The organism is Acinetobacter sp. CY17 (genome assembly GCF_059515825.1).
In genome coordinates this window covers 199,194-223,698 of record NZ_JCAKMX010000002.1, presented here as the reverse complement: position 1 = coordinate 223,698, position 24,505 = coordinate 199,194, and the positions used below count along the sequence as shown (strand labels likewise).

Genomic DNA, 24,505 nt, shown 5'->3' with positions numbered 1-24,505 from the left:
ATTGCAAGCGAAATACGCGAAAAATTTGGCATTTTTTGCCTTTGCAGGCTTTTTTTATCCGCTATGCTAAAAAAAATCATGCCAAAGGAATAAAAATGAGCTTACGTTACGACTGGACACGACAAGAGATTGAAGCACTTTATCAACAACCATTCTTAGATTTACTTTTACAGGCACAAAGCTTACATCGCCAATATTTTAAAGCCAATTCAATTCAGGTCAGTACCTTGCTCTCCATCAAAACAGGTAAGTGTCCTGAAGATTGTAAATATTGTGCCCAATCCGCCCACTATGACACGCAGCTTATTGCAGAAAAGAAAATGGCGGTAAGCACGGCGCTTGAACATGCCAAAGCCGCCAAGGCATCAGGTGCTACACGTTTTTGTATGGGAGCAGCGTGGCGTAATCCGCACGAACGCGATATGCCTTATGTTTTAGAATTGGTCCAAGGGGTTAAAGCCTTAGGTTTAGAAACCTGTATGACTTTAGGGATGCTAAATAGCTCACAAGCAACGCGTTTAGCCCATGCAGGTTTGGATTATTACAATCATAATTTAGATACCTCACGTGAATATTATCCCAAAATGATTAGCACACGCAGTTTTGATCAACGTTTAGATACGCTACAGCATGTACGCGATGCAGGTATGAAAGTATGTAGTGGTGGGATTGTGGGCTTAGGTGAAGATGTGCAAGATCGCATTGGTTTACTGCATGAACTTGCCACCTTACCGCTGCATCCAGAATCAGTGCCGATTAATTTATTGGTACCGATTCAAGGTACACCTTTGGGCGATACCGAAAAACTCGATATTTTAGAATGGATTCGAACCATTGCCGTGGCACGTTTGATTATGCCAAAGAGTTATATTCGCTTATCGGCAGGACGGGAAAGTTTAACTGAGTCAGAACAGGCCTTGGCCTTTATGGCAGGTGCCAATTCGATTTTCTCAGGCGATAAATTACTCACCACCCCCAATCAAGGCACCTCACAAGACCAAACCCTGTTTAAAAAATTAGGTTTACAACAAGAAGTAGCGAAACCTTCTGTGCAAGCATTAAGTATTGATGCCATGGCGATTTAAGCAAAATTATGCGCAGTAATTAAAATGCCATAATTGGCATTTAAATAATCGCCTTGACGGATCATGTCCATACCATTGGCATGTTCGACGCATAATTCTTGCGTAATACAGTCATAGCTAAAACGCTCAAAACAGTCTTGATGATGACTCAGCCAAGTTAAGGTATCAGCTAAGTTATCATCTACTATATAGGTTAAGGCTTTAAAATCTTTCATGACTATTTACCCCATCAGTCTATACCCAAGTATAGGCTGATGATTATGTTTTATTGCTGAGCGACAAATTTAGCACGCGCAGCATGCAATTTTTTGTAGCTATCGATTAAACGTAAATGACGATCTAAACCTTCAAGTTGCATATTGGTTTCAGTTAAACCGTAGAAACGTACGCTGCCATCAAGTGCACCTAAGGCCGCATTCATACGTTCATCACCAAACATACGACGGAAGTTATACGCGTAGTCGTCAAGCTGCATGTCATCATCTAGCTCAACTTCTAACACTACATTTAAGCATTGGTAATATAAACCGCGCTCAACGGTGTTGGTGTTGTATTGTAAGAAGGCTTCAACCAAATCTTTCGCTTCTTCAAACTGCTGTAGTGCAAGATAAATCTGTAGCTTAAGCTCTAAAATCGTTAACTGACCCCACACAGTATTATCATCAAATTCAACCCCAGTTAAGGTTTTGATTTCGGTGTAATCATCCACTTCAACTTCTTCTAGGCGTTCAACCAAGGCTTCAAGCTGTGCTTCATCAAGGCGATGCAAGTTTAAGATGTCTTCACGGAATAATAAGGCTTTGTTGGTATTATCCCAAACCAAATCTTCTACCAAATAGATTTCAGAATAACCCGGCACCAAGATCCGGCAAGCCGTTGCACCTAGATGGGTGTAGACTGCCATATACACTTCTTTGTCCATGTCATGCAAAATGTTAAATAACGCTTGCGCTTCTTCAGCATTGCTTGCTTGACCATTGTCGGTGAAATCCCACTCTTCAAAGTCATAATCAGCTTTGGCACTAAAGAAACGCCAAGACACGACACCGCTTGAATCAATAAAGTGTTCCACAAAGTTATTTGGCTCAGTGACTGCATTTGAACTAAAGGTTGGCTGAGGTAAATCATTCAGACCTTCAAAACTACGCCCTTGTAATAGCTCAGTTAAGCTACGCTCTAAAGCCACTTCAAAATTTGGATGTGCACCAAATGAAGCAAAGACACCACCCGTACGTGGGTTCATTAAGGTCACACACATCACAGGGAATTGACCGCCAAGCGATGCATCTTTGACTAAAACGGGGAAGCCTTGCTCTTCTAAGCCTTGAATCCCTGCCACGATTTTTGGATATTTGTTTAAAACCTCTTGTGGTACATCGGGCAGCGCAATTTCGCCTTCTAAAATTTCACGTTTCACTGCACGTTCAAAAATTTCAGATAAACATTGGACTTGTGCTTCAGCTAAGGTGTTCCCTGCACTCATACCATTGGATAAGTATAAGTTTTCAATCAAGTTAGATGGGAAATACACGGTTTTGCCATCTGATTGACGGACAAATGGCAACGAGCAAATACCACGTGCAGTGTTACCTGAGTTGGTGTCGTATAAATGCGTACCTAATAATTCATCATCAGGATCATAAATAGCGCGGGTGTAGTCATCTAAAATTTCAACCGGTAACTCGCCCTCGCTACCCGGTTGGAACCACTTTTCATCTGGATAATGCACAAATTCGGCATTGGCAATCTCTTGACCCCAGAATTGGTCATTATAGAAGAAGTTACAGTTTAGACGTTCAATAAACTCGCCTAGAGCTGATGCCAATGCACTTTCTTTGGTCGAGCCTTTACCATTGGTAAAGCACATTGGCGATTGTGCATCACGAATATGTAACGACCATACGTTAGGCACAATATTACGCCAAGATGCGATTTCAATTTTCATGCCTAAACCAGCCAAAATCGCTGACATATTGGCAATGGTTTCTTCAAGCGGTAAATCTTTACCCGCAATAATTGTTTTATTTTCAGAAGCAAGGCTTGGCATGAGCAATGCTTGGGCATCAGCATCAATGCTTTCGACTTCTTCAATGACAAATTCAGGGCCAGTTTGAATCACTTTTTTGACCGTACAACGGTCAATGGAACGTAAAATGCCTTGGCGGTCTTTTTCAGAAATATCAGCCGGTAATTCCACCTGAATTTTAAAAATTTGTTTATAGCGGTTTTCAGGATCAACAATATTATTTTGCGATAGACGAATATTATCGGTTGGAATATCACGCGCTGCGCAGTAAACCTTTACAAAGTAAGCTGCACATAAAGCAGAAGAAGCTAAGAAATAGTCAAATGGACCGGGTGCAGAACCATCACCTTTGTAACGGATCGGTTGGTCAGCAATAACGCTAAAATCATCAAATTTAGCTTCTTGTCGAAGGTTATCGAGATAATTAACCTTAATTTCCATGCGAGTACCTAAAGTCCTATATGTCGGCATGGACACATAAGATTGTAAATAAAAGATAAGCCGAATCAAACAGAGAAATAGACTTAAAAAGAACAGACTAAGCACACTTACTTAGTCAAACATGCCACTATTATAAAGGCATTTAGCGCAATTGATAATCTTTAACTGACCCGATGTCACCCTGCTGTATTCAGCTTGACATGCTTCTTTATTAAACTTTAGGCAATAAAAAACCCCTAAATCAATTTAGAGGTTTTTTAAGAATTTGGTGGGCCCACACAGACTTGAACTGTGGACCAACGGATTATGAGTTCTTAGGTTTACATATTTATTAGGGTTGATTATAATTTATAATATACTGTATTTTAAATATATTTATTAACCAAACTAAGTTTTACTCCTTTTTTGGGTTGATCAAAATAGCTTTAAATTGACCTAATCTGCTACCTATTTGCTACCTTTTTATGAATACCACTTTTAAATTCACATCTTCTAGACTGAATCAGTGCAGTTGTCCACCCGAAAAAGACTATGTTATTTATTGGGATGAAACCGTAAAAGGTCTCGGCTTAAAGACATACCCTTCATCAAAGAAAACTTTTCTTTTTCAATCTCGTTTAGGAGGCAAGGTCCTTAAAATTACTCTTGGGACTTTTCCAAACTCTACTATTGATCAAGCTCGTCAAAAGGCGAAAGCATTAGATGTAATGTGCACTCAAGGCATTGACCCACGTTTAGAAAAGAAAAAACAAATTGCTCAAAATGACTTAGAAGCTAAACAGATTAAACGTAATAAGCTATTATTTGCTGATGTTTGGGATTCTTATCTTCAAGCCAATCAATCTCGTTGGCGTGAGCGTACCTATAAAGACCATATTCGCCTTGCCTCAGGCAATAACGAAATTAGCATTGGGAAACGTAAAACTTTATCCAAACCGCAGCCTATTTATGCATTGTTAAATATTCCAATAAGCGAACTCAGTAGTAATGTACTTACTGAATGGTTGAATCAAGAAAACATAGAACGTCCAACTTCGGCTGCATTATCTTTTCGTCTTGTCAGAGCTTGCTTAAACTGGGCTGATGAACAAAGCTTATATATGGGCTTACTCCCTGATAAGTCAATTCATACTAAGCAAGTAAAACAATCAGTCACACCAACAAAAGCTAAAAAAGATTGCTTACAACGAGAACAACTTCATGCTTTTTTTAAAGCTATTTTAGAACTTCCTAATCCATATATTTCAGCTTACCTTCTTGTTACTCTTATTACGGGTGCAAGACGAAATGAAATAGCCACATTAAAATGGCAAGATATTGATCTAAAATGGAATACCTTACATATCAGCGATAAAATTGATGATGAAGGCCGCTCAATCCCTTTAACACCTTATGTTAAAAAGTTAATCACTGATTTACCGAAGCATAATGATTATGTCTTTTATTCTGAGAAGTCTTCTACTGGCTATATTGTAGAACCAACAAAGAGTTTAAAACTTGCTGCTTCAAATGCTGGGATTGAGCACCTAAGTATTCACGGCTTACGCCGTTCGTTTAAAACTCTTTCTGAATGGGTATCACTACCAAGTGGTATTGTGGCCCAAATTGCAGGACACAAGCCAAGTGGGACAGAAGAGAAGCATTATACGGTTCGCCCTATTGACCTACTTAGAAAATGGCATGTTGAATATGAGATTTGGATATTATCCGAGGCCAAAATAATATAAAAATAATATGCTCACTCTGAACTCATCCAGATGAGCATAGTTGCACTATTTTATGCTAAAACTGACATACCACATTTTTTTAAGTACTCAAATGTCTCAGGATCATCTGCTTTAATGATCAATCCATTTTTTCCTCGGCTTAACAACACTCGATAAGCACCAAATGTATATTCATCTTTCTGACGTTTACCTTCTTGTGGCACAAGTTGACCATTGCTAAAAACTAGATCATTTCCCCAATTTAATAATGCTAACGAGATTTCTAAACCTTGCGAGGAAAATTCAGTACTTGATGTGTTAAAGGAACAACACGATTGTTTATCATTAGGCTGATGTACATACCAGGGACCTATTTGATTCTTCCCTTTAGAAATCTGTGGCAATAGGTTTTTGCCTGGTGTAGCCCCTTTACTTGATTCCAACCATCCCATTCTAAACTTGGTGGCCTGTCTTTCATCTTCATGTAATTCTTTTTTTAGAATGTGCGCATAATTCTCAGCTGCTTCTTTACTTCTAGTAATATACAAAGGATATGGATCAAGCCTCTTAGCAATGTCAAATGCTAAATTACTATTACTTTGTAAAACCGCTTCAATCCACATGTCCAATTGATCTGTGTAATGTTGTCGAATAGGTGTTTTTAAATTAAAAATATCTTTCTCAATTGGATGATAACCTTGACAATAATGTGTATGAAGACCTGGCATTATCACTTTAAAATCTTGACCATACTTAAAAATAGCATCATTAAATTTTTTCATAAATTCTGGAATCGACATTTCTTTATTATGAATAGCTTGTCCATCACCAATCAACAATACTAATACGCCAAACTCTTTTTTAGATAACCACCTACAAAGTAAATGTAGTTCAGATTCTGGTTCATTGTTTTCATATCCAATATGGTCCCATGCACGTTGTGCTTCATCAAAAAAAATATAATTTTCTAGATGATCGTTTACACGCTTATTGGCCTTAAATGTTCTTTTAAAATTAATGAGCTGTTCTATAATGACGCGGCCATCTATGTCAGTAGATTGATTTTTTTGCTTACCATAATAATCCAACGTATAGCGCAAAACCTCAACCAATGGGTCATTACCAGAAATAAATAATGGCGATAATCCATCATACGTATACTGACGCGCGAGTTCAGCAACAACAGTCATGCCTAATAAGGTTTTTCCTGCACCAGGTCGACCATTGACCATTACAATAAAACGAGATTTAGAAGCCTTAGCATCCTCATATAGCTGTAACAATTCTTCCCTAGCTTCATTAATATTTTCAGCAGCTTCATTTTTAAGATTAGGCATTTTATGATTAAAGAAGATATCAACTGTGCCTGCTAAAATACCCGGTTGACGAATAAAGCCTCCTGACTGCCAATTTTCAACCTGATAAACTTCGGGTTTATTCCCTGCAGCTATAAGATCTTCTTTTAAGATATGTAATACGTTATTTTGTTCAACATCACAAATAACAGTATGATCTTCAAATGGTTTAGCATTACTTTTTGTTAAAGCTAGATATGCGTGACCTTTTAAATTGATAGATTCACTGTGAAATTTTAATAAGCTACTTAAATCGAACCCAACACGTGTTATTTCTTGCTGACTTGCTTCAACCTTATGTTTAAATTCGATTAAAAATAAATCCCCTGTAGGTAGAACCAAATTTACATCCGCAGCGCGTTTACCACTTTCTCCAAAAAGTTCGTGTTCAAATGATATCCAGGCTCTTTGTAGCTGATCATGGCCTTGTCTTAATACTTCTTGTAATGTGCATTGCATGACATCAAATTCAATATTCCAAGCGAGTATCTGGGACTCACTCACAGACTGTGTCCATTCTAATGAGTTTACATACTGGATTAAGGTGTGAATAAATTCTTGTTTCTCTATATTAAGAAATTCTGACCAATATCCTGACCACCCCGAATTTTGTTTCATTTTACATCCTGCATTTTGACATTATATTTTATTAAAGTTTCCACCACCGGAATATCGGCTGCAGCCCAATCCAATGTATTAAGCTCACTATGATTTAACCAAGTTAATTGAATATGCTCGGTCAAATGCAGATCTCTAACCTCATAATCACAAATAAAGCAATGCATCATTAAATGAAAATCTGGATATGTATGTTCAACTGTGATCAATAATTCTTTAGGAATAATCCGTATATTCAGTTCTTCTAGTATCTCTCTTTGAATGGCTTGTTCTAAACTCTCATCGATTTCGACTTTTCCACCCGGAAATTCCCACTTGTAACTAACATAATCAAATTTAGCCTTACCTTTTTGAACAGCTAAAATTTTTTCATTTTTAATAATAATGGCTGCAACCACTTCAATCTTTTTCATTAAGCAGGATTCTCTAGTGCTAGGAGTTTAATTTTAGATAGAAGTTTAGTTTTATCTGCCTCTAAATCTAAAATATGCATACGTTTATGGCAGTTTGGGCAAAGAGCAACTGTGTTAGAAATCGTATCCTCTCCTCCTCGTGCTAACCAAACAATATGGTGTGTTTCTAAATATGGCATACTTTTTTTATCTCTAAAGGGTGCCGGCTGTTCACATAATTGGCATATGCCGCTGGCTAAGCGTTTAGCATATTCGACTACATACGCACTGCGCACATATTGTTGAACAGTCGTTTTATATGCATTACTTTTAGGATTACCTTCTAATGCCCGATGTTTGAGTTCATCCATAGATAGTTTTTTGGCTTGTTTCTGCTTATTTTCATGCCAAGTTTGTGCAGTTTTTTGATCAATGTAACGTTCGCAGGTTTTAAGCTGTAATGGAAAAATATAGACCTTTCTGATGTCGCCATTTAAATCCGGTTGCAACTCTATATATGGTTCATTTACTAATTCAACAGGTCCTAAAAAGGTATATTCATTTACCTTGAATTGTTCAAATAAAAAAACTTGAACTCCATTTGTACGAGACTGGTTTAATGTTCTATTTTGATTGAATTCGAGAGATTGATCTCCATTAAGCCCCATTCCTGTATAGAGCAAAATATCTGCATCCCATCGATCTTCGTAAATTGATGCTACATGACTCGAGATAATAATCAGGCTATTGGTTTTTTTGGCACGGCGCATCCCACCCGAGTTCCCACAACCAAAGACCTCATATAACTCAATATTTGTGAGTTTTTGACCAATACTGAGATTATCTATGTCTAACATTATCTTGAAAATTCCTTAAATTGCTATATCTAATAGAGTTCACTTTTTTGAACGCGTCGCTTTTTAATATCTTTTTCAAAGCAAGAAAAATATTTACTTACAGTCACTGGGTCAGTAAACAAGGCTTCCACCTGAGCATCAATATTTAGCACTCTATTACCTACTTAAAGCCCCGTATAAAACGTCTGAATAAAATTTCTGGTCTTATCCCACAGTTGGTTAAAGACATTTTTCCGTTCAAACAACTTCACTTTAAAGTTTGGTAAGTCTTTAAGCTCTTCTTTACGTGGCATACGCTGGGTATATTCGTAGTTCTCTAAAACAACCTTCATTTCGTCTGCTTTCAAGTTTTCTTCTGCACAGAGCTGCTGACAGGCCTGTTCCTTTTCTGCATCCCAAAACTGCTTAAAGGCTGCTTCTACGCTTTGTCCATTGAGCATTTTAGGTACATGCTGTTCAATGAACTTTTTAATCAGGTCCTGTTTGTCATAAAGGCTAATTTCACTACTGATTAAATCATGTACTTGTGCTTCATACTGTTGGCGTTTTTCAGGATTGCGACCACTGACTGCCAATTGCAACAGGTTAAGAATATAACCCACATTGACACGATCACTATGTAATAGCTCAAGCTGAAAATCGACATCATCCAATACAGAGACTTTGTTTTTCTGTGTCGTGCTTTTGACCTGCTGGCACAAATCACGATATTTGCCTTGGAAGTTTACAAACTCCTGTTTAACCAATTGGGTTTGGTCTTGGTCATATTCCACAAAGGTTTCAAGCTGGGCGTTGTAACGCATCACCTCACGAAAGGCTTTAATAAAGGCCAATTGCTCATCTTCAGTATATAAATCGTCGACTGCCTGATAATCAGGGGTGAGCATCAATAAGTGATCTAACGCCGTGTTGTACTGTTGTTGAATTTTCTCGAAGCTTGGAATTAACACAGTACTGTGTACATCCTGTTTATTAGAAAACATGGCTAAGGCAGCATCAGTGGCCTGTTTTAAGTTACGGAAGCAGACAATATTGCCAAACGGTTTATCGGCATTTAAGACACGGTTCGTGCGTGAAAAGGCTTGAATTAAACCATGATGCTTGAGGTTTTTATCGACATACAAGGTATTCAGTGGTTTTGAATCAAAACCTGTTAAGAACATATTCACGACCAGCAAAATATCAACTTTTTTATCTTTTACCTTTTGGGCAATATCTCGATAGTAAGCGTAGAACTGATCGCCTGAATTAAAATTAGTCTTAAATTTCTGATTATATTGCGTAATATAACGATCTAATTTGTCACGGCTAGATGGATTATATTGGCTTGGGATGTCCGTTGATTCTTCATCGAGTAAACCATTTTGTGCATCTTCATTCACACTACGTTCTTCGTTGGCTGCATAAGAGAAAATAGTGGCAATGGTTAAAGGCTGATAAGCTGGATTTTCGGCTTGTCGCTCGGCTTGTAACCGCTCAAAAATGTCATAGTATTGAATCAGGGTATCGACTGAGCTGACACAAAACATAGCGGTAAATTTGCGATTTTTGGTTTTGGTGTTATGCGTATCTAAAATATACGCTGCAATTTTTTCTAGGCGTTGCGGATGGTCAAGCAGTTCTTGCGTATCAATCCCTTCAACTTCTTCGCTCCGTTGCATGCCTGTGGCGGTAAACTTGCCTCGATAGTCAATCTGAAATGGCAATACGTTTTTGTCCCGAATGGCATCCACAATCACGTATTTGTGTAAACACTCATTAAACAAGTGCTTGGTCGTGAGCTTTAAACCAGCTTTGTTATGGCAGTTCTCTTCTAAAATCGGTGTTCCTGTAAAGCCAAACATTTGTGCATTTTGAAAGAACTTTTTAATGTTTTGATGGGTTTCACCAAACTGGCTACGATGGCATTCATCAAAAATAAATACCACTTTTTTATCTTTTAAATAGGCAATACTTTGCGCATAACGGTCACTATTAATGGCACGATTGAGCTTTTGAATGGTGGTCACAATCAGCTTGTCATGTTGCTGTGCCAGTTGATCGACTAAAATTTTGGTATTGCTGGTACTGTCTACACTATCAGCTTTAAAGGCATTAAATTCTTTGGCGGTTTGGGTATCTAAATCATTACGATCCACCACAAACAGCACTTTTTCTACATCAGGCATTTGCATAATAATTTGACTGGCTTTAAACGAGGTCAGGGTTTTGCCTGATCCTGTGGTATGCCAAATATAGCCATGCTGTGATGACTGCTGAACCTGTTGCACAATCGCTTGTACTGCATAAATTTGGTACGGACGCAGTACCATTAACGCTTTAGGGCTCATGGTTTCTAAAAGTACCATGTATTGGGTCATCATTTGGGTGATATGTGCAGGGGTTAAAAACACCTGTGCAAAGTCCACCACTTCATTGATGGGTTTATTGTCGATAGTTGCCCAAGGGAAGGTAAAAGCAAATTCTGTAGTAGTGTTGGCGTAATAGCGTGTATTAACTCCATTACTAATCACAAACAGCTGAATAAACTGAAACAGCCCTTGCCCTGCTGCATAAGCTGCACTGCTATAACGCTGAGTTTGATGAAAGGCCTCGGCTATTTCCATACCGCGTTTTTTCAGTTCAATTTGTACCAAGGGCAAGCCATTCACCAATAAGGTCACATCAAAACGGCTGGTATGGCCATTGATGGCTTTATGATCGATTTGGATTTGATTGCTAACTTGGTACGTGTTTTTGCTCGGATCAGCATTTAAAAAGTAAATGTGTTGACTACTGCCATCGTCAAATTTAACGGGGAATTTATCGCGTAGTTTTTGTGCCCGTTCAAAAATTGTGCCTGTGGTTAAAAAGCTAATAACTTGTTTCCACTCGCTTAGCGATAGAGGTTTTAAACCATTGGCATGTTCAATTTGGGTCTTTAGGTTTGACAGTAGTTGGGCTTCGTCTTGAATTTTAATACGCTGATAACCCAATGTTTGTAGCTGTGCAATAAGTGCATTTTCAAGTTGTTGTTCGCTTTGTACTGTCATTTTTCCCTCTAAATATAAACACTTGTTGCGTTTTTTAGCGTAATGTTTTTTCAATCTTATCTAATAAACTTGCTTTTTCAAGTATTAAACTTTCAATAGCCTCAAATGTTGGCTCAGTTACATACCAGTAGATACAAAACCAACGTTCGCCTTTATATTTTTGTATTTTACAATCCTGAGCATGGCGTTCATCTTGATCATAGTTCAAGATATTCAATGCTTGTCCTTCAAGCTCTTGAGGTAAATTGAGAATATAAGTGTTTACACCAAAGACTGTCTCACCGTTATCTTCATGAATATACAAAGTCGTATTACTGGTATTACCCCAAGCATGATTATAAAAACGGATCCCGCCCCATGACTCATATTTATTGTAGGAGTCATAGTTGTCGATCATGAGATTCAATTGCTGACTGATTTTTTCAACAACCTCTTTCATTGTATTGGTCTTGAGTTTCTGTAACTCTTGAATCTCTTGGTAATGATCAAAAATAAATTGCACACGGTTCATATCTAGGTTCTGTATTTTGTAATAGCTTTCAAGATGAAGTAAAAACTCACGAGCAAATAAATTCCACTTATTCATTGGACTATTCAGCATCTGCTCTGCCAAATATGGACGTACTGCATTCACCAATTGTTGATAGGAAATACCATACCAATTTCTAGCTTCACTTTTACCAGAAATACTCAGAATAAATCCTAGAATCTCTTTCCCTTTTGAACGAGACTTTGCATATTTCACATAGTCATGAAAGGGATTATTTTGATGGTGATAAATCTTTGCTTCAACAAGCAATAAATGTGTGTCAGTTTCTAGTATCAAATCAATACGATTACCGCTATGCGTTACACATTCACGCTCTAATCGTTCAATCTGACCCATTGAAACGTCTGTATCCTGCTTTAGTTCAGCCTGAACGACATCGGCAAAGCCTTTCCAAAAGACATCTCCCAACTCGTGAGATTCTTGAGAATTTAGGAAGAACTCCAATAGCTCAGTTGTTGGGTTTTCATAGTGGTTACGGATCGCCGTATCAAAGAATGTCTTTTCACGAGGCTGTTGTTTAAATTTTTTAGCTTGATCTAAAAGATGTTGATATTTAAAAAATAAGTCCATAGATTCTATTCATATTGTTTTTTAATTGAATCAAACTTTAAGACAATTTTTTGATCAGCAGGAATAATCTCTGTGTAATCTGTATTATATTTTTCCCCGAAATAGCTCACCTGAATTGGATAATATTTTCCATTATTATCAATCACCTGAATTTGACTATCAAAACTATAATGCAATGGAGAACCTTCTTCATGATTCCCACCATTATCTCCTGCCTTTTCAGCTACACCATAAGCGCCTATAAAATCATCTTCAGGTAAATGAATAACATTCCATGAGATTGAAGTTTCACCCGTACTGCTATAGCCACTTTGGTAAAAACTACCAATTAAGTTTTTTCCGATAGGTTGCATATTATTTAAAATTTCTTCGCGATCTAGGTGTACACGTCCATAACTACCACCAAATTCTTGGTCTTTATGTGTGATACTTACGACTTGATACTGACCATTTTTAAGTTTTTTAAAGGTATATAAATCAGCATTTCCAACACATGCATGACAACTCACAACACTGCCGTTATCCATGACCTGAACTTTTTCAATAATCACCAAGAAACGTGCATCACCTTCGACATTGCGATAGTTAATAATAGGATGCATCAATGCAACGGTATCCTCTCCAGACTCATTCGTTGCCCCTAGACCAATGAAATTCTCTGTTGCTAATTCATCTTCATTGACGTAGACATTACGCATATTATCTTTATAGAAAAGTCGCATAACTTCTTTAAAACTGAGCTCATTTAAACGAGCATCTACTAATTCTTGGCTCAGAAAACTAGATTTTCTAGATTCATTGGATTGTTCAGTCGTTTTGGGTTGAGGTGCTTCTTTTATAGTCGCCACGTTAGTATCTACATTTTTATTCTGATAGGACACATAACCAAACGCACCTGCGCCACCCAAAACAATACCAGCCACCCCAATTAACCATGGATTTTTCATTTCACCCTCTCATATTTTAATTTTCAAAATAGTATAAAAAGACCAAATTCTCTCAAGAATTTGGCTTTAAAAATTTAAACAAACATCAGCTTAACAAGCCAAATTAAACACGTTTAATTTCTACATTTTCCAGCTTGACCAGCCACAATATTTTTGGCAGATACAAGTTTAGATAGATCATGAAAACCAGCTTCTGCGTAGAACAGGTCATATCCTTGAATCGTCACCGTCGCCTTACCCTTTTGTGAGCAGTAGCCTCTTGGTAATTGCGCATTCAAATTGAGCTGTTTTCTTGCTGTTTCAAAGTTACTAAAACAAAAATACGGCTTACGTGTATCGCCATTTGGTCGAGGAATGAGTTTCGCCGTCGTAGCATCCGGTGTGAAACAAATGTTATCACTGTCATCAAATTCATCATTCGGGTTATACGACCTTGTATAGGTGCCCGTTAAAGTGACTTGTCCTTTATAGTATTTAAACTCATCGTCAGTTTTATATAGACTTAATCCAGATTTAGCGGTTGTCGTATTTGCAGTAGGCATTGGATTAGATACATATTGAATTGAATCTAAATCACAAAGAACCTTTGTTGTATGGTGGGCTGTTTCCGCTCTAAAGAGTTCAGCACATTTTACTTTTACAGCCTTACCTTCATTTTTAAACAGCGAAGAATAGACTTGGGAACTACCGCCCACAATTTGAATGAGCTTGGTTTTTACTAAACCTGCTTGACCATCTACATCTACTTGCTGATCAAGCGATACAGCAATTTGAATTTCTTTGGCAAATTCAGGATTAAAATGCTGACTTTTTATTTTTAATAACTTACCTGTTAATACAGCAGGCTCACCATAATAAAATGTCTGTGCTTGGCTGAACATAGGAACTAAAGCCAAAGTTGCGATGAATAGTTTTTTCATTTTCCACCCTCTATAAAATACAAAAAAGCCAAACCTCCCTATAAGATTTGGCTTAAAAAATTAAACAAACATCTGCTGTAACAAGCCTTTTTTCCACTGTTTCGCTTGTTCAATTTGCTGTGCCACGACTTCAATTTTTTGGTCAATGGCAGATAAGAAATTGGCGATTTTGGTTTGTTTTTCTAGACAAGGGACAAGTATTTCAATAGATGATAAATCTGAACTATTGATCGCAGGATAGCTTGTTCCTGTACAACGATTCATAACTTCATCTAAAAATGATTTTTCATGTAAAGAATAATAAATAAACTTAGAATTTAATTCGGTACGGATTTGAGCATAGCCTGTTGAAGCCACATATTGCCCATCTAAATTGAAATAGTAATTGTTTTGTTGATAAGGTCGAACCATTTGAAATAAGACATCACCTTTTGACAATAATCTTTGTGCTCGGCTTGGTGCCTCACTTAGAGTAATATTTTTTTCTAAAAGTAATTGACCTTTTTCTACACTTTCTAAATCAATGTAAATAAATTCATCAGGTAATTTTTTTACTTTAGGATTAATGTGAGCAACCTCTTTAAGCTCTTTTAAATCCCACTCCCCAAACTCACTACCATCATCCGCTTTAAAACGAATCTGCTGACTAAACAGCTTTTGCATCATCCCCTGTTTATATTGGCTCAGAAGTTCATATTTTTGGGTCAATTGGCTGATCTTTTCATCCACGGCGGAAAGGAAAGAAGCGATTTTGGTTTGTTCTTCTTTGGGTGGGTAATTGAACGGAGTTGTCTTCGCCTGCTCAATCGTAAAATGAGAAATTGTGCCAGTATGGGAAATGCTCTTTAAATACTCTCTAAATTTAGGGCTTACAAAAAAGTTATAAAGAAATGATCCTTCAATAATTCCTGATGACTTTAACCAAAGTAAATCGGCATCTTTAAAGTATAGAGGTTCATTATTAGGTACTAGATAAGGAATACCAATTGTTCCACCACCTGTGACTAACAAATCATCCTTTTGGATTTTTCCTGACTTTTTAGCAAGTTCTTCAAATAGCTCTAGAGAAATAAATGCTTTTTCATTTTCTTTACCTTTAAAAAAGGAAACAACATCACTTGTTCTATAAAAAGGAACTCCTGACTCTTGCCATTGATCTTTAAAAACACGGGAAGCTGATGAAATCCCTATCAATTCACCTAATAGTGAACTTTTCCAATTCCCATCAAACTCTTTAAACCGTAACTTAGGCGTAGCCATTACTTCACCTCCGCAAATGGTGAATCAATCCCTAACTCTTTACAGAAGTTCGCAATCACCGCATCGGTCTTTTGACTGTCTACTTCTAAGGCTTGAAGCTGTTTTGCAATTAAATCTAAATCAATCTCTGCTTCGGCTTCAAAGGTATCCACATAACGAGGAATGTTTAAATTAAAGTCGTTGTCTTTCACTTCCTGCAAAGTGGCCACTTTGGCATATTTCTCAATATTCTGACGGTTTTCAAATGCAGCAATAATATGGTCTAAATGCTCAGGCAATAACTTGTTTTGGGTCTTTTGCTTTTCAAACTCATTGCTGGCATCAATAAACAAAATATTATCTTTGTGCTCACGGTCTTTTTTCAGCACCAAAATACAGGTCGGAATAGACGTACCATAAAAAATATTAGCAGGTAGGCCAATAATGGTATCAATCACATTCATCTGCTCAATCAAGTACTGACGAATCACGCCTTCACTTGAACCACGGAATAAAACGCCGTGGGGCAAGACCACTGCCATCGTCCCGTTTTCATCTAAGTGATGAAGCATGTGCTGAACAAATGCCATATCCGCTTTTGAACTTGGTGCAAGTTTGCCATAACTGCTAAAACGCTCATCTTGTAAAAATAGCGGATCGGCTGACCATTTTGCAGAAAATGGAGGATTCGCCACCACGGCTTCAAAGCGTTTTTCTAAATGCTGCGGACGGATTAAAGTATCTTCTTGCTTAATGTCAAACTTGGCAAAATGCACATCATGCAGAATCATGTTCATACGTGCCAAGTTGTAGGTGGTACGGTTCATCTCTTGACCGTAAATCATGTCCACGTCTTGCACTTCACGTTTGACACGTAAAAGCAATGAACCTGAACCACACGTTGGGTCATAGACTGAACGTAAACGCGCTTTACCTTGCGTCACAATCTTGGCCAGCAAAGTCGAAACCGACTGTGGTGTATAAAACTCACCTGCTTTCTTGCCTGCACCAGAGGCAAACTCACCAATTAAGTATTCGTAAGCATCGCCCAATACATCTGATTCACTATTTGAAATATCAAAATCAATATCATCTAAATGACTGAGGACACGCGCCACTAATTCATTACGGTCATTCGCCGTGTTGCCCAGTTTGGTCGAATTTAAATCAAGGTCTTCAAATAGGTTGGCAAAGTCATCGGCAGATTCTGCACCTAAAGTACTTTGTTCAATGGCTTTTAAAGTGGCATTTAAGTCATCTAAAATAAACTCACCCTGACGACCACGTTCAGCTAAGCTATGAAACAATTGTTTTGGTGTCAGTGCATAACCCACTTCACTAATGGCATTCTGTTTAATGACTTTAATGTATTTCACATGCTCAGCATTATTTTCATCTAATTCTAAAAAGCCAATCTCTTCACCATCAAGTATTTCATTGGCGAAATTCACTGCTTTTTCAGACAAGTATTTAAAGAAGATAAAACCTAAAATGTAATCACGAAACTCATCAGCACCCATTTTGCCACGTAAAGTATTGGCAATATTCCACAGTTGTTTTTGTAATTGATGCAATTGTACTTGAGTCATTAAAGCGTACCCATGATTGGTCAAATGATTGAATGGGCGTAGTTTACATGAGATCTATTTTTCTATAGCCATACGGCGAAAAAAAATCCGTGTTGTATCACTAAAGTATTGCCGCTTTATGGTGCTGTTTTTTACTATGCCGCTTTGCCAAAATAACTATAAATCATTGTTATTTATTAATTTTAAAAACAGAATACTTTTTAAAAGCGGCATACCGTTTTTTGCAATCCGCCATCGTCTAAAAGTACCCTATAAAATTATAAATATTGAAGGATCAACGATTTCCCAGATCAAGATATGCATGTATTTGGCTTTAGCTCTCTTAACTCACAAAGATACTGATCAGCTTTTGTTATTTTTTAGGTGGACATGGTGGACAAAGTGGACACCATGAATGACGACTTCTCTCATGTCCACCTTGTCCACTTGATGTCCACCTTTATAAAATGAAATATCTTCAAAAAGTGGACATTATATTTTTATTCAAAAACAATAACTTAATTCAATAAAATACTTTTATGTCCACCTTGTCCACTTAGTTGTTTAGAAAATTAAAGATCTAACTGCTGCATGACTTCAATATTAAAATGCATCATCCGTGGTCGTGTGCCATCAGGTAAACAACTGCTACTCTTTTTAACATAGAGTGTTTTTCCTGCCTCACTAAAGCTTTGAATCCAGCCATGTTTAATCAACACCTTTTTGGCATAAGCTTCATTAAAGCCAATACACATTTCTTGTTTAAACATGGTTGGTGAAATCAAATAGCTTTTAGCCTCTGGATCATAGTAGCCAACACGATTATGAATCCTTGACTGTATGATTTCCCCATCCGCATGACGCCGCACCAGCAAAGATTCAAAGCGGCTTGTACCATGTGCCTCAAAAAAGCCTTTGATATGCTCTAACACTTTACGCTCTTCAAAATTCGAGCTATTTCCTAAGCTGTTTAACCATAAGCTAAAGCACTGGCCAAGAGCTGCTGAGGCACGACCTTGTTGCCAAGCGGTAATCCCTGCCTGTGTTGCAAGTTCTCCAGCAGCAGCAACCAAAGCAAAACGCCTTAATACACGTTGAGCTTGCCCATTTTTACAATGGGCATGCTGAGTAATAAACTGCTCAAATACAGCTTGTGCCTCTTCAATGACTGCACTTTTGTTTTTGGTCATAAACTCTAACCACTTATGACCTGCATGCCCATAATGTTGATTGGCTAAGCTATTGAGCTGATTGGCTAACGCTTGTGGCTCTTGGCCATCACTCAGTTGCTCAAATACACCATGGCCGTAACCTGCATCACTCGGCAAATGAGCAAAACGTAATAAAAGACCTGCATCTAATTCAATATTGCCACGTCTTAAATGCTCTTCTAAGGTGACTTCACCCGTTGAGCTATAAATCAAATTAAATTGCTTTAAATCTCGGTTTTTACCGACCTTGTTACTACGTGCCTTACCCTGTCCACCTGTTAGCATATAAATGATGTCGGATACTGCTTTGGGTGCTGCCTGACGTAGCTCATCAAGGTTTAAAAAATGGTCATTTCTGAGTTCAGCTTCATTTTCTAAAGCATTGTCTGTGGTACGCCATGATTTAGAAATATCCTTCGGGTTTCCCCAAATACTACATGCCGCTTTAGTAATGGTACTTTTACCATCAGTCGAGGAACCGTAAATATGAAACCCACCACTTTCTACGCCTAAAGGTTCAACCAACTGCCCAGAAAAAGCACAGGAAAAAGCTAAAACCGCTAAAGCATGCGGCTCAATTAAGCGACTTAACGCCTGCCACTCTGTAAAGCTCCCCTGCACACTGTAGGGATTTCTGCCTTCATGATGAAAGAGCAGCCCTTCAGCTTGAGTATCGCCATAAGTTTGCGTTGGTGTGACATAGTGATTGGTATGCCAGCCTGTACGTTCCACACAGCGAAAACGCTTTTGTATCGGATAAGCCTGAAGATATTGGATAAAAATCTGCTTTTTGGCATTCTGGCGTGGTGGCATAAGTCCATGGTTAGCAATCAGCCTTAAAGCATCTGTCGCTTCTCCCATAAAATACTCATAGGGAATCAACAAGGTATGCTCTTTCTGATCTTTATCCTTAAACTGGATTACTCTCTTCCAATTATCATTGCTAACACTTCGTGCTTCACCCAAGATCACAATAGGTGGCGAGATTAAAATAGGTTTCTTCTGTACTTCCCCATTTTCTAACTGTTGTTCTTTCATGTGTACCAAGCCATTTTGCAGAATATACACATGGTTATTCTCATCAAGTTTATATGGCTTGGCCAAATGTCCTTCAGGCAGCTGACTGATCGGAGGCAAACGCTGAATAGACTCATCTAAGAAGATTTGCACATCCTCAACAAGATCTTCTTTGTACAGCTCCACCAAATACTCAGTTTGAATTCCATCATCATCAATAATCAAATACTGATTTAGAAGGCGTAACGCTGTGTTTTTCTCCAAATCTTGAATATTCTCTCGTTTTATTTCTTCAGGTCTAACAGGCATATATAAATGACTATAGCCAGCTTCCTGCAATTGCTCGACAACAATGCGAATTTTCTCAAAATCAGCATTCTTTAACTTTGTTAGAGATGCAGTGCATAACGTAGGCAGTACAACAAGCACCACGGCGTAGTTGGTCTGTGCAACTTTAAAAAATGTTTCTAAATGATGCGTAACAATTACAGGCTGATCAGGCTGTAATTTTCCATAATATGCAAAACCTTTGGCATAGCCATCAGGTATCACTTGCACACGCTGTTGATCAGCCAATACAGCACATTGAATCAGCTCTAGTTGAGCATTGTAGATCGGTAAGATAAAAGGTCTGTCGTATTTAACGCCTTCAATATCAACAGAGCTTTGATCAATATAGATGGCTTGCTGTGGATTGCCAAAACGCTGAATAATTTCATGTTTGGTATATTCTAGGTGCTGTGGATTAAGTTGCTTAGAGTTTGCTAAAATAGATTTCGGATCGAAGGTGGTGGCATTAGTCATAATGTCACCGCCTTTTTATTTGCGTAATCGCTAGAAATAGGCACGATGAATTGTGCTCCTTGTAGTTTATAAGAAGCTTTGCCAATCACGACCAAATGATGGTGGCAAAGCTGAAAAGGGTTGGTCGACAGGACTACAAGGTTTCCCGCACACGCAAGCGTGTCCCTCTCCAGCTTCACCATAAAATGCGAACGCATAGAGATATTACGCACAATAACTCTGTTGAGTTGTACGCCTTGTAAGTTATAGCCGACCAAAGCTAATTCATCTGCTTTTTGATGAACGTGCTTAGCATATGCAGGTAAACCACAGCTTGCAAGAAGAATCACTGTGATAAACCATATAGAAACAAGTTTAATGACATTTAAAAGGATAGTTTTCAATCTATTAAACCTTAGCAAACTCAAGTTTTAGCTGAATTTTCTCATTTAGATCATTAATTTGTTTTTGCAGCTGAGGCTTCCTCACTTGCCCCTCATAACGCAATTTTCTACCAGCCATACTTGCCTCATAAGAAGCTAAGTTATATTCGTGACATAGTTGATTAAATTGGTTCCAAAGACCTATGGCTACATGCTCTAGAAGAGGTTGGTCATTTGGCAAACTAGTTGATGAAATCTGATAACAACTTGTGAGTAGCAAATTAATGTATGCAATTTTTTGAACATCATTTGATTTAATCCAAAAACTAGAATTTCTAAAACTCTCTACATCAAGTGGTAGACAAGGATAATTTTTTAAATCGAATACTTCAGGTACTAAAAAATTCATCAATTGACCTCCATCAAAGCCATTAGTTCTTTAATATTCCAACGTAATCTATTCCCAATTTTGATCGGCTGAATTGGACCTCTTCCATCCATAGCCCACTTTCGCAATGTCTGAGGTTTTAAACACAAAAATAGTGCTGCCTCATTAGTAGTCGCAAAACTTTTTTGTGCCGAAAACGGATTAATCTTCATAATTTAAAATCAACTCTCAAAAACTTTAATCCATTTTCTAGACCTAGCTAACATAGAGTAAAATGCTAATTTATATTAATATTTAGACTAGTTTTTTATTTTAAAATCAACAATATAAAATTTTTAGACTAGTTTAATTTTTTTAGACTAGTCTAAAGGTTAGTTTTTTTATTTTCTCAATTCTTTAGCCACTTCATCCCATCGATTTTTAAAATCATATTGACCAGGAAAAAGTTCTAAATAATCTTTGCGAGAAATTTTACTTTTGATTAAACTTTTCAGCCCTTTTTTGCCTTGAGTCGCTAAAGTAGCTAATTCAAGTTCTTCAGGTAATAACTCTTTATATAATTTTTTAATCAGATTAAGGCCTTGCTCTATACGTTGTTTTGATGGCATATCACTATTTTGTATATGCTTAAAATTGAATCTATTTACTATCTTACGGATATATCTTGCTTGGATAGAATACTTAGACAATTTATTGGCTAGTCCATCCCATTCAGCAACTGAAGAAAAATTTTCAAAATCAATCAGATCTACTTCTTCTATAAACTTATGATTACTAATCGTTTTATAAACTCCAATAGTTAACTCAATGGGTCTTTTTTCATTCTTGGCTTCACTATGTAACGCAATTAAAGCTTCTGAATACTCTTTTATTAAACGACTTTCATTCCAAGAATCTATTTCTTTGCCATACGCACTTGAAACCAACAAACGTATTGCATCAAAGCAACTGATTTCATCCATCAGTAAGCTAGCTTGATTAATTTTCTCTTTATGCTGATTGAGTCTAGATATTGCTCTTTCAAACTCTTTATTCGACTCGCTTAAATCTTTAATTAAATTCTCTGCTAAGCCTAAGCCATATATACTCATTTTATTTGCTACCTATTTGCTACCTTTTTTATAGACGAAAAAAAACCACTTACGATTAGTACACGTAAGTGGTTGTTTTATATGGTGGGCCCAGACAGACTTGAACTGTCGACCAACGGATTATGAGTCCGCTGCTCTAACCAACTGAGCTATAGGCCCTAATATTGCTATAAATGTTATATATCAACATCTTCCTAGCGCCAAGAATACTAACCAACAAAAATAGAAAAAACAAGTGTTTTCCATTTAATCGCATATTAAGCCAACAAGTTTTTATAGTTAAGTTTTTTTAATCTCATAAAAAATCCTAAGTCACCACGGAGTGAACTTAGGATTTAACAATTTATTAATACCTAAAAAGTATTAATATAAAAAATAATCTTTTTCCGCTATAAGTTCATCATCTTAAGCGATATGTTTAATTGAAATGCTATTTTTTGGCATTGGATAGATCATTTTACGGCTCAAAAGCTTCTCTTTACGCGATTCAAGGTAAAATTCGAGCATTGACCAACATACCACTAGCATAAAAACCACAAATGCCACGCTGAGCATAGACCATATTGTCATTAAGATTACTCCGTCATGAGGCTAAGTTGCACAAGATTAAGTATCGCGTACACTTCCATCTAAGACAAAAGTCTAATGGGTATTTCGACAGATGAAAAGATAGTTTTTAAGTCAATTAAGACTTAATTTGTCTTTTATTATTTATTATTCATATAAATAAATTTTCTTTTAGACATAAAAAGACTCAGTCTATAATTATTTATGTTTCTATTTGCAATTTTTAACAGCAAAACTTGACTCAACTTCTAAACAAGCAGAGAGTATGCGGCTGTTTTAAAAGCAAGCACTGTAATTGATCTATGTTAAAGAAATTTATTGGCAAAGCAGCATTTAAACTTTCAGGATGGCAGTATGAAGTCCAGCCCGATGTATTAGAAGATAAACAAGTCATTGTTGGTTTTGAACATACCTCAATTATGGATGGCGTGCTCTCGATTGCTCTGTTTCAAATCTACGACATTAAAATTCACACCCTCATCAAAAAAGAGCTATTTAAAGGGCCAATGAAGCCCATTTTAGAGGCCATGGGTGGTATTGCTGTAGACCGCAAAGCCAAAGGTAATGTGGTGCCGCAAATGGTGCAATATTTTAATGAGAATGAAAAATTTAATCTGGTGATTGCACCAGAGGCAACACGCGCGGCGCGTGGTGAAGCACGTCGTCCCATTCGCACTGGTTTTTGGCATATTGCGAAAGCAGCTAATGTCCCTATTGTGTGCATGTATGCCAACTCACTGACCAAACAAGGTGGTATTTTTGCCAAGATTTATCCTACTAATCTAGATGATGATCTTGAATTAATGCAAAAACTTTATAAACAACACACTGGCTTAGATATTGTGATTCCTAAGCGAAAAACTCGCGTATAAATGCGCAAAAACTACAAGTAAAGCCCTTTATCCCCAAAAAAGGCTTATGGTAGAATTCACCTCAATTTGATAGGCATAAGGCCAATCTACAAGGAGCATATTCGCATGGCGGGTCATTCCAAATGGGCGAACACAAAGCATCGTAAAGCAAAACAAGATGCGAGCCGCGCTAAAGTTTTCACAAAATTTATTCGTGAGATTGTCACAGCAGCGCGTCTAGGCGGTGGGGATGCTGCCTCTAACCCACGTTTACGTGCAGTGGTTGAAAAAGCATTAGTCGCAAACATGACACGTGACACCATCAACCGCGCCATTCAACGTGGTGTTGGTGGTGAAGAAAATGCTGATTTAAAAGAAGTCACTTACGAAGGTTATGGCGTAGGCGGTGTTGCAGTTATTGTTGAAACTATGACAGATAACTTAAACCGTACTGTACCAGACGTTCGTCATTGTTTCTCAAAAACGGATGGTAACTTAGGAACCAACGGTTCAGTGGCGTTCTTGTTCACAAAACGTGGTGAGATTACTTTTGAAGATGTTTCTTTAGAAGATCAAATCATGGAAGTGGCATTAGAAGCAGGTGCGGAAGACATCGAAGTGTCTGAAGATGATATTTTAGTCATTACCACACCAGAAAGCTTTGGTCAGGTTCAAGATGCGCTTGCAGCAGCAGGTTTAAAATCTGATAATGCAGAAGTGGTGATGAACCCATCAACCAAAGCTGAAATCACTGACGTTGAACAAGCGAAAAAAATCTTAAAAATGATTGATATGCTTGAAGACTTAGATGACGTACAAAACGTCTATACCAACGTTGAATTCTCAGATGATGTATTGGCACAGCTTGATGCTTAAACATTAAGCATGAATTAAAAACGCGCTGTTTG

The 24,505-nt window shown here is 37.5% G+C and carries 20 protein-coding genes and 1 tRNA gene; 4 read left to right on the top strand and 17 right to left on the bottom strand.

Going from position 1 to position 24,505, the window contains the following annotated elements:
* Positions 1–95 precede the first annotated feature (95 nt).
* Positions 96–1,085 (top strand): biotin synthase BioB, encoded by a 990-nt coding sequence (bioB, locus tag AC5YCI_RS02545; protein WP_496128496.1) that lies wholly within the window; start codon positions 96–98, stop codon positions 1,083–1,085.
* On the opposite strand, the gene AC5YCI_RS02540 is transcribed toward bioB, so the two are convergent.
* Positions 1,082–1,300: a hypothetical protein gene (locus AC5YCI_RS02540; protein WP_496128495.1), complete on the bottom strand. Its 219-nt coding sequence runs from the start codon at positions 1,298–1,300 to the stop codon at positions 1,082–1,084. The two genes, bioB and AC5YCI_RS02540, sit on opposite strands and share 4 nt — an antisense overlap.
* 50 nt (positions 1,301–1,350) lie before the next feature.
* The gene (locus AC5YCI_RS02535; protein ID WP_496128494.1) at positions 1,351–3,552 is read right to left on the bottom strand and encodes an OsmC domain/YcaO domain-containing protein; all 2,202 of its coding nucleotides are present in this window, start codon (positions 3,550–3,552) and stop codon (positions 1,351–1,353) included.
* A 464-nt stretch (positions 3,553–4,016) separates the two neighbouring features.
* On the opposite strand from AC5YCI_RS02535, the gene AC5YCI_RS02530 reads away from it, so the two are divergent.
* The gene (locus AC5YCI_RS02530; RefSeq protein ID WP_496175158.1) at positions 4,017–5,279 is read left to right on the top strand and encodes a tyrosine-type recombinase/integrase; all 1,263 of its coding nucleotides are present in this window, start codon (positions 4,017–4,019) and stop codon (positions 5,277–5,279) included.
* A 50-nt stretch (positions 5,280–5,329) separates the two neighbouring features.
* On the opposite strand, the gene AC5YCI_RS02525 is transcribed toward AC5YCI_RS02530, so the two are convergent.
* From AC5YCI_RS02525 to AC5YCI_RS02455, 15 genes are all read right to left on the bottom strand, one after another.
* A complete protein-coding gene (locus AC5YCI_RS02525) occupies positions 5,330–7,231 on the bottom strand; it encodes a DNA/RNA helicase domain-containing protein (protein WP_496175157.1) in 1,902 nt (633 codons plus the stop codon).
* On the bottom strand, positions 7,228–7,644 hold the full coding sequence (locus AC5YCI_RS02520) for a (deoxy)nucleoside triphosphate pyrophosphohydrolase (RefSeq protein WP_496175156.1): 417 nt from the start codon (positions 7,642–7,644) through the stop codon (positions 7,228–7,230). Before AC5YCI_RS02520 ends, AC5YCI_RS02525 begins: the two co-directional genes overlap by 4 nt.
* Complete coding sequence (locus AC5YCI_RS02515) at positions 7,644–8,480, bottom strand: HNH endonuclease (RefSeq protein ID WP_496175155.1); 837 nt, start codon at positions 8,478–8,480, stop codon at positions 7,644–7,646. Before AC5YCI_RS02515 ends, AC5YCI_RS02520 begins: the two co-directional genes overlap by 1 nt.
* Before the next feature lie 164 nt (positions 8,481–8,644).
* Positions 8,645–11,512: a type I restriction endonuclease subunit R gene (locus AC5YCI_RS02510; protein WP_496175154.1), complete on the bottom strand. Its 2,868-nt coding sequence runs from the start codon at positions 11,510–11,512 to the stop codon at positions 8,645–8,647.
* Positions 11,513–11,546: 34 nt separating this feature from the next.
* Entirely contained in the window at positions 11,547–12,632 is a 1,086-nt protein-coding gene (locus tag AC5YCI_RS02505) for a PD-(D/E)XK nuclease family protein (protein ID WP_496175153.1), read from the bottom strand.
* 5 nt (positions 12,633–12,637) lie between these two features.
* Positions 12,638–13,579 (bottom strand): hypothetical protein, encoded by a 942-nt coding sequence (locus AC5YCI_RS02500; protein WP_496175152.1) that lies wholly within the window; start codon positions 13,577–13,579, stop codon positions 12,638–12,640.
* A 113-nt stretch (positions 13,580–13,692) separates the two neighbouring features.
* Positions 13,693–14,499, bottom strand: coding sequence for a DUF4431 domain-containing protein (locus tag AC5YCI_RS02495; RefSeq protein ID WP_496175151.1), 807 nt, complete (start codon positions 14,497–14,499; stop codon positions 13,693–13,695).
* Positions 14,500–14,559: 60 nt separating this feature from the next.
* Positions 14,560–15,759, bottom strand: coding sequence for a restriction endonuclease subunit S (locus AC5YCI_RS02490; RefSeq protein WP_496175150.1), 1,200 nt, complete (start codon positions 15,757–15,759; stop codon positions 14,560–14,562).
* Complete coding sequence (locus tag AC5YCI_RS02485; RefSeq protein WP_496175149.1) at positions 15,759–17,327, bottom strand: type I restriction-modification system subunit M; 1,569 nt, start codon at positions 17,325–17,327, stop codon at positions 15,759–15,761. The genes AC5YCI_RS02490 and AC5YCI_RS02485 overlap by 1 nt, the downstream gene beginning before the upstream one ends.
* Positions 17,328–17,878: 551 nt before the next feature.
* The gene (locus AC5YCI_RS02480; RefSeq protein WP_496175148.1) at positions 17,879–20,338 is read right to left on the bottom strand and encodes a DUF927 domain-containing protein; all 2,460 of its coding nucleotides are present in this window, start codon (positions 20,336–20,338) and stop codon (positions 17,879–17,881) included.
* Complete coding sequence (locus tag AC5YCI_RS02475; RefSeq protein WP_496175160.1) at positions 20,335–20,667, bottom strand: hypothetical protein; 333 nt, start codon at positions 20,665–20,667, stop codon at positions 20,335–20,337. The genes AC5YCI_RS02480 and AC5YCI_RS02475 overlap by 4 nt, the downstream gene beginning before the upstream one ends.
* Before the next feature lie 58 nt (positions 20,668–20,725).
* Positions 20,726–21,109, bottom strand: a complete 384-nt coding sequence (locus tag AC5YCI_RS02470) for a hypothetical protein (RefSeq protein WP_496175147.1) — start codon at positions 21,107–21,109, stop codon at positions 20,726–20,728.
* Positions 21,109–21,300 carry a helix-turn-helix domain-containing protein gene (locus AC5YCI_RS02465; RefSeq protein ID WP_496175146.1) on the bottom strand — a complete coding sequence of 64 codons (192 nt, stop codon included), beginning with the start codon at positions 21,298–21,300 and terminating at the stop codon, positions 21,109–21,111. Before AC5YCI_RS02465 ends, AC5YCI_RS02470 begins: the two co-directional genes overlap by 1 nt.
* Before the next feature lie 168 nt (positions 21,301–21,468).
* Entirely contained in the window at positions 21,469–22,179 is a 711-nt protein-coding gene (locus tag AC5YCI_RS02460; RefSeq protein WP_496175145.1) for a hypothetical protein, read from the bottom strand.
* An 82-nt stretch (positions 22,180–22,261) separates the two neighbouring features.
* Positions 22,262–22,338, bottom strand: a tRNA-Ile gene (locus AC5YCI_RS02455).
* Positions 22,339–23,048: 710 nt separating this feature from the next.
* On the opposite strand from AC5YCI_RS02455, the gene AC5YCI_RS02450 reads away from it, so the two are divergent.
* Both AC5YCI_RS02450 and AC5YCI_RS02445 read left to right on the top strand, forming a co-directional pair.
* Entirely contained in the window at positions 23,049–23,618 is a 570-nt protein-coding gene (locus AC5YCI_RS02450; RefSeq protein ID WP_496128493.1) for a 1-acyl-sn-glycerol-3-phosphate acyltransferase, read from the top strand.
* Between the two features lie 105 nt (positions 23,619–23,723).
* Entirely contained in the window at positions 23,724–24,473 is a 750-nt protein-coding gene (locus tag AC5YCI_RS02445) for a YebC/PmpR family DNA-binding transcriptional regulator (protein WP_496128492.1), read from the top strand.
* Positions 24,474–24,505 lie beyond the last annotated feature (32 nt).